Here is a 6,134-nt window from a genome sequence, read left to right as displayed (position 1 = left end):
ATCTCTAGTTCGGTTTGATGTGGGCTGGGTTTCTTAAGCATTCCCCATTGAATCAAAAGTCCCCGCCAATGGCGAGGACTTTGTCAGCAGTCTGACGGGCCGTGCAATGCACGACCCGTCTTCATGATCTGCCGTCGCAGACCCTGTTTGATCAGGAACAGATGCCTTATTCGGCACCTTCCTGTTTCTTGCGAAGTGCTTCGCCAAGGATATCACCAAGCGATGCACCGCTGTCAGCCGAACCATAATCCGCCATGGCTTTCTTCTCGTCAGCAACTTCAAGAGCTTTGACCGAGAGGGTAACCTTGCGGGTTTTGGCGTCGATCGTGGTCACACGCGCATCGACTTTCTCGCCAACTGCGAAACGTTCCGGACGCTGGTCCGAACGGTCACGTGCGAGTTCAGCCTTGCGGATGAAGCCTTTAAGATCGGTGCCACCAACAGCAACCTCGATACCACCATCGTTAACTTCGGTGATTTCACAGGTTACGGTTTCGCCGCGTTTGATGCCGGTAACGGCTTCTTTGAACGGGTCACCCGAAAGCTGTTTGATACCAAGCGAGATGCGTTCTTTCTCGACGTCAACGTCAAGAACCTTGGCTTTGACGATGTCACCTTTTTTGTATTCTTTGATGACTTCTTCACCAGCGCGGTCCCATGACAGGTCCGAGAGGTGCGCCATACCGTCGATACCGCCCAGAAGGCCAATGAACAGACCGAATTCGGTGATGTTCTTGACTTCGCCTTCGATCTCGGACTCGACCGGATGAGCGGCCAAGAAGGCATCCCACGGGTTCGAGGTGCACTGCTTGAGACCAAGCGAAATACGGCGTTTCTGTGCATCGACGTCGAGCACCATGACTTCGACTTCCTGCGAGGTCGAAACGATTTTGCCCGGGTGGATGTTTTTCTTGGTCCAGGACATTTCGGAAACGTGGACCAGACCTTCGACACCAGCTTCGAGTTCGACGAATGCGCCGTAATCGGTGATGTTGGTGACACGGCCTTCGAATTTCGAACCGACCGGGTATTTGGCTTCGACACCTTCCCACGGGTCAGCTTCAAGCTGTTTCATGCCAAGCGAGATACGCTGGGTTTCGCTGTTGAAGCGGATAACCTGGACCTTGACGGTCTGACCGATCTGAAGGGCTTCAGACGGATGGTTGATACGCTTCCATGCGATGTCGGTGACGTGCAGCAGGCCGTCAACACCGCCGAGATCGACGAATGCGCCGTAATCGGTGATGTTTTTGACAACACCGTCAAGAACCTGACCTTCCTGGAGGTTCTGGATCAGTTCGGCGCGCTGTTCAGCACGGGTCTCTTCGAGAACGGCACGACGCGAAACCACGATGTTACCGCGCGAACGATCCATTTTCAGGATCTGGAACGGCTGCGGGTTGTTCATCAGCGGGGTAACGTCGCGAACCGGACGGATGTCAACCTGGCTGCCCGGCAGGAATGCCACGGCGCCCGACAGGTCGACAGTGAAGCCGCCTTTAACACGACCAAAGATGGTACCGTCGACGCGTTTGCCTTCGTTGAACTGTTTTTCCAGCTCGACCCAGGCTTCTTCGCGACGCGCTTTTTCGCGCGACAGAACGATCAGGCCATCTTTGTTTTCATAGCGATCGACATAAACATCAACGGTATCGCCGATATTAACGTCGCCTGCGCCAAATTCTTTAAGCGGCACGCGGCCTTCGGACTTCAGACCCACGTCGACGATTGCATCGTCGTCGGTGGTTTTGACGACCGTACCGGTCATCACGCGGCCAATAAAGCCCTCGTCTTCAGAACCGAGGCTTTCGGCCAGCAGGGCGGCGAAATCTTCGCCGGTGGAGAATTGTGCTTGTTCAGCGGTTGTCATTAAAGAGACTTCCTTTCGAGTGTATCGTCACTATTCCGGCCAATCGGTTGTATCCGATGGTCTTGCCACAAAATCGCGGCGGGTTTTTGCCAATCGATGTCCCGATCCCGTTCGCGAAAAACCAAACGGTTTTCCATAGACGAAAAGGTGAACGCACATGTCGTTCACCTTAGGGTAACAACCCCTGAGATCGTTCTGTCGCTTGACGGTTAAAACGCCCGTGTGTCAGTCATTCTCGCCCATATGGGTCCGAATATGCGCCATGACTGCATTAAACACCGCATCAGCATTCAGACGATCCGTATCGATGTGGATTGCGTCCGATGCCATCTTGAGCGGCGCAACGTCCCGCGCACTGTCTCGAGCATCCCGTTCTTCAAGCTCCTTGAGAACGCGCTCGTATATAGCAGCGGGATTTTTTTCCTGCAACTGTTTGAACCGACGGTTTGCACGTTCTTCGACACTGGCCGTCAAATAGAACTTGATCGGGGCATCCGGACAGACAACCGTGCCAATGTCACGACCATCAAGAACAGCACCACGTTTGCCATCAGGCGGGCTGCTGGCAAGGTTGCGCTGAAAAGCTAGCAACACCGCGCGAACCTTTGGAATCGCTGCAACTTTTGATGCGGCACTTCCAACTTCTTCGCTACGAAGCTCTTCACTCTCAAGATCGTCGGCACCAAGTTTTTCTGCCACCCCGACCGCTGCATCCTCGTTCGAAGGATCAAGCCCAAGCGCCAAAACCTTTGCGCCCGTTGCCCGGTATAAAAGTCCGGTATCAAGGTAGGCATAGTCCATTGCTGCAGCGACTCGACGCGCCAAAGTACCTTTTCCCGATGCTGCCGGTCCGTCAATTGCGATGATCATGCGCGGGTGCCCCTGTTTGTTTTGATGTCACTTAATACTTGTGTGCCAATAACGGCATTACGAGCCCCGGTATGTGAATAGAGAAGCCCGCCCGCGAAACAGATTACGAACCAGCCGGGGCAAGGTTGGCCCCAAGTTCGCGCATCAGCGCTTCGAAACTCGGAAAACTGGTCGCAATCGGGTTGGCATCATCAACCGCAACCGGATCATTCGCGCCCAGTCCAAGAACAAGGAACGACATGGCAATGCGATGATCAAGGTGGGTCTCAACCATGCCGCCACCCGGCACATCGCCACCCGTAACAATAAGGTCGTCACCTTCGATACGATGAATGATCCCGTTTGCTGCCAGACCCGCGGCCACAGCGGCAAGACGATCCGATTCTTTAACCCGCAATTCTTCAAGTCCGCACATTCGGGTTTCACCCTGCGCATAAGCAGCAGCAACAGCCAGCACCGGATATTCGTCAATCATTGATGGCGCGCGTTCTGCTGGCACAACAATGCCGGTCAGGCGATTTTTACCACTAACAACAAGATCACCGATGGTTTCACCGGCTTCTTCACGTTCGTTAGCAATCGTAATGTCACCGCCCATTTCAATAAGCGTCGTGATCAGGCCGGTCCGCAATGGGTTTAAACAGACATCACGGATGGTAACCTGTGATTCCGGATTGATCAAAGCCGCCACCAGCGGAAATGCCGCCGAGCTCGGATCTGTGGGAACCACAATATCAGCCGCCTTCATTTCAACCGGGCCGGTCAGGCTGACCGTGCGGCCGCCATCGTCATTGATGCTGACATCAACATCGACACCGAAATGACGCAACATGCGTTCGGTATGATCACGCGATGGTTTCGGTTCGATCACTGTGGTCGTTCCGGCGGTATTCAAACCGGCAAGCAACACGGCCGATTTTACCTGCGCGGATGCCATCGGCAGCGTATATGTCACCGGTTTTGCTTCATCGGTTCCAATGACGGCCATCGGCGGGCGACCACGTTCACGCGTGATGAATTGCGCACCGAATTCAGCAAGCGGGTCGGCAACACGCCCCATCGGACGTTTGCAAAGCGACGCATCACCGGTAAAGAAAGTGGTGATCGGATGGGTCGCAACAATCCCGGCCATCAGGCGAATACCGGTTCCCGCATTGCCCATGTCAATGACGCTATCGGGTTCCCGCAAGGCGCCAACCCCGACACCAGTCACATGCCAGGTCCCGTCATTATCGCGATTAACGGTCGCGCCAAGCTTGCGCATGGCTTCTGCGGTTGCCAGTACATCTTCACCTTCGAGCAGGCCGGTAATTTTCGTTTCACCAATGGCAAGACCGCCAAACATCAGGGAACGATGGGAAATTGATTTGTCGCCGGGAACCCGGATATCGCCTTTAAGCGCACGGGACTTCAGCGATTGAAGCGGACGTTTGGTCTGCGAAGAGCTCATCGGGCCTGCCTGTCTATGTCTTGTTGTGACCATCAAATAATCGTTTTCCGACCATTGAACCGTACCTTGATGCCGCCGCAAGTCCAGGCGCAAATGGTACGTTCGATTGCCGGGGGGCAAACACGTATCATATGCGCTTTTGACGCACCAGTATCGAAGCCAAATTTTGCTTGAAGCTTATGGCGGTGCGTAGCGCAGAATCCCGCCTTTTTGAGGCTTGGAATAAAATCGGACAATTTCCTTTTGACAAGCCCGCCCCAAGATGGCAATTGGGCCAACTAGAAGAAGGTGAATTCGGCCTTCAACCCATTCTTTGATGAAACGGTATTTAAGAGGGTTTGCCGTAATGTCAGCACGCGGTAAGAAACGTCACTGCCAAGCCTGCGGTACCAAATACTATGATTTGAATCGTACGCCGGTCGTGTGCCCCAAATGCGCAACCCCGGACGGGGTGACCAAAATCAAGAAAGCCGCGGTTGCAAAGCCGAAGCCGGAAGAAGACGAAGATCTTGATGATGACGTCGATCTCGATGACGACGTCGACACCGATATTGATGACGATATCCTTGAGGATGCGTCTGATCTTGGTGAAGATGACGATGATCTTGGCGAAGTTCTCGAACATGTCGAAAGCGACGAAGACGACCGCTAGGATTTTTTAAAAATAGGTCTTGCCAAGATTTGGTGAACCTTCTAAATATCGCCCGCGCCGCAACGGAAACACTCAAAATCGTTGCGACGCGGACTAAAATGGGGCCGTAGCTCAGTTGGGAGAGCGCTACAATGGCATTGTAGAGGTCGTCAGTTCGATCCTGATCGGCTCCACCATCAAAACCCGTCGCCTAAAGCGACGGGTTTTGTCGTTTCAGTATTCTTTTCCCAAATGAAAAGGCCGTCCAAAGGACGACCTTCAAAAGCGTCTGGATGCAAAATACTGCTTAGTGCACGGTGCGATCGATTGAACGCTCCGGATCGGGAAGATGTCCAAAACCATCAAGCAATTCGGCGATACCATCTCCTGCACGAACCACCATAATACGGCCTGAAACAGGGTTCCCCTTTTCCTGTCGCAAAATTCCAATCACATCGGCAATGACTTTGAACTGGCAATCTTTCAACCAGTCATGAATTGCCTGTTCATGATGGCGGAACCTTTGCCCCGGCCCAAGATCGAACGGGAATGTGTCACCATGTTCAAGTGAGAAAACCATCAATCCACCTGGTACAATCCGCTCGTGGGCAGCCCGCAGCGCAGGGACAAGATCGCCAAGATAATTCAGAACATCAGCAGCAACCACCAAGCCATAGTCGCGATCAAGCGCATCAGGCAAATCCGTGATGTCCCCGGCAATCAGATTTCGATAAAGACCCTTTGCCTTTGCCCGGTTAATCATGCGCGGCGATAGATCGACACCGTCAATCACGTCAACATGGCCCGCAAAAACGTCCGCGACCAATCCTGTACCGCAACCAAGATCAAGAACCCGCAACGGGCGCAACAATTCCGGCAAGTATGGCCGGATGGCTTCAAAAAGAAGCTCCGGCCCACGATAGGCCAAGCGATCCCGCAACGAGATTTCAAAACGTGGTGCATAGTCGTCAAACAGGGCCCGAACATAATCAGGCGGCAAGCGATCGCGCATGGCAACCGCACCCAGCAAAGTCAGTCGAACTTCGGCTCCCATACGGTCAACCGGATCAAGAGCAAGGCACTGACGAAAAGCTTCGATCGCATTTTCGTGCTGTCCCATGCGTTCGAAAATATCGCCCAGCACAAAATGTGCTTCTTCCCAATCGGGATCAGCCGAAATTGCCGCCCGGGTCACATCGATTGCGGCCTCGGTATCATTCTGCCCGACAAGCGCCAGCGCGACATCAAGCCGCCGACTGGCCAACAAACGATCTTTGCTCATGTATATGAAGAAATCCGAAAAGGCTCCGGCC

Annotated in this window: 5 protein-coding genes and 1 tRNA gene; 2 read left to right on the top strand and 4 right to left on the bottom strand. The window is 53.7% G+C overall.

Features of this window, described 5'->3' with window-relative positions:
- Window positions 1–166: 166 nt before the first annotated feature.
- From rpsA to aroA, 3 genes are all read right to left on the bottom strand, one after another.
- Window positions 167–1,870 (bottom strand): 30S ribosomal protein S1, encoded by a 1,704-nt coding sequence (gene rpsA, locus ABIE64_RS12880; RefSeq protein ID WP_007088344.1) that lies wholly within the window; start codon window positions 1,868–1,870, stop codon window positions 167–169.
- A gap of 225 nt (window positions 1,871–2,095) precedes the next feature.
- On the bottom strand, window positions 2,096–2,740 hold the full coding sequence (gene cmk, locus ABIE64_RS12875) for a (d)CMP kinase (RefSeq protein ID WP_063092147.1): 645 nt from the start codon (window positions 2,738–2,740) through the stop codon (window positions 2,096–2,098).
- Between the two features lie 103 nt (window positions 2,741–2,843).
- The gene (gene aroA, locus ABIE64_RS12870; protein ID WP_063092148.1) at window positions 2,844–4,190 is read right to left on the bottom strand and encodes a 3-phosphoshikimate 1-carboxyvinyltransferase; all 1,347 of its coding nucleotides are present in this window, start codon (window positions 4,188–4,190) and stop codon (window positions 2,844–2,846) included.
- A 346-nt stretch (window positions 4,191–4,536) separates the two neighbouring features.
- On the opposite strand from aroA, the gene ABIE64_RS12865 reads away from it, so the two are divergent.
- Window positions 4,537–4,842, top strand: coding sequence for an FYDLN acid domain-containing protein (locus ABIE64_RS12865; RefSeq protein ID WP_007088347.1), 306 nt, complete (start codon window positions 4,537–4,539; stop codon window positions 4,840–4,842).
- Window positions 4,843–4,942: 100 nt separating this feature from the next.
- Window positions 4,943–5,018: transfer RNA gene (locus ABIE64_RS12860), tRNA-Ala, on the top strand.
- Between the two features lie 110 nt (window positions 5,019–5,128).
- Here ABIE64_RS12860 and ABIE64_RS12855 read toward each other — a convergent pair.
- Window positions 5,129–6,103 (bottom strand): class I SAM-dependent methyltransferase, encoded by a 975-nt coding sequence (locus ABIE64_RS12855; RefSeq protein WP_063092149.1) that lies wholly within the window; start codon window positions 6,101–6,103, stop codon window positions 5,129–5,131.
- Window positions 6,104–6,134: the final 31 nt, after the last annotated feature.

Origin of the sequence: Thalassospira sp. MBR-102 (assembly GCF_040549275.1) — a bacterium.
Taxonomy (GTDB): Bacteria; Pseudomonadota; Alphaproteobacteria; order Rhodospirillales; family Thalassospiraceae; genus Thalassospira; species Thalassospira xiamenensis.
The sequence above is the reverse complement of the archived record's forward strand: the minus strand, read 5'-3'. Positions and strand labels throughout refer to the sequence as shown.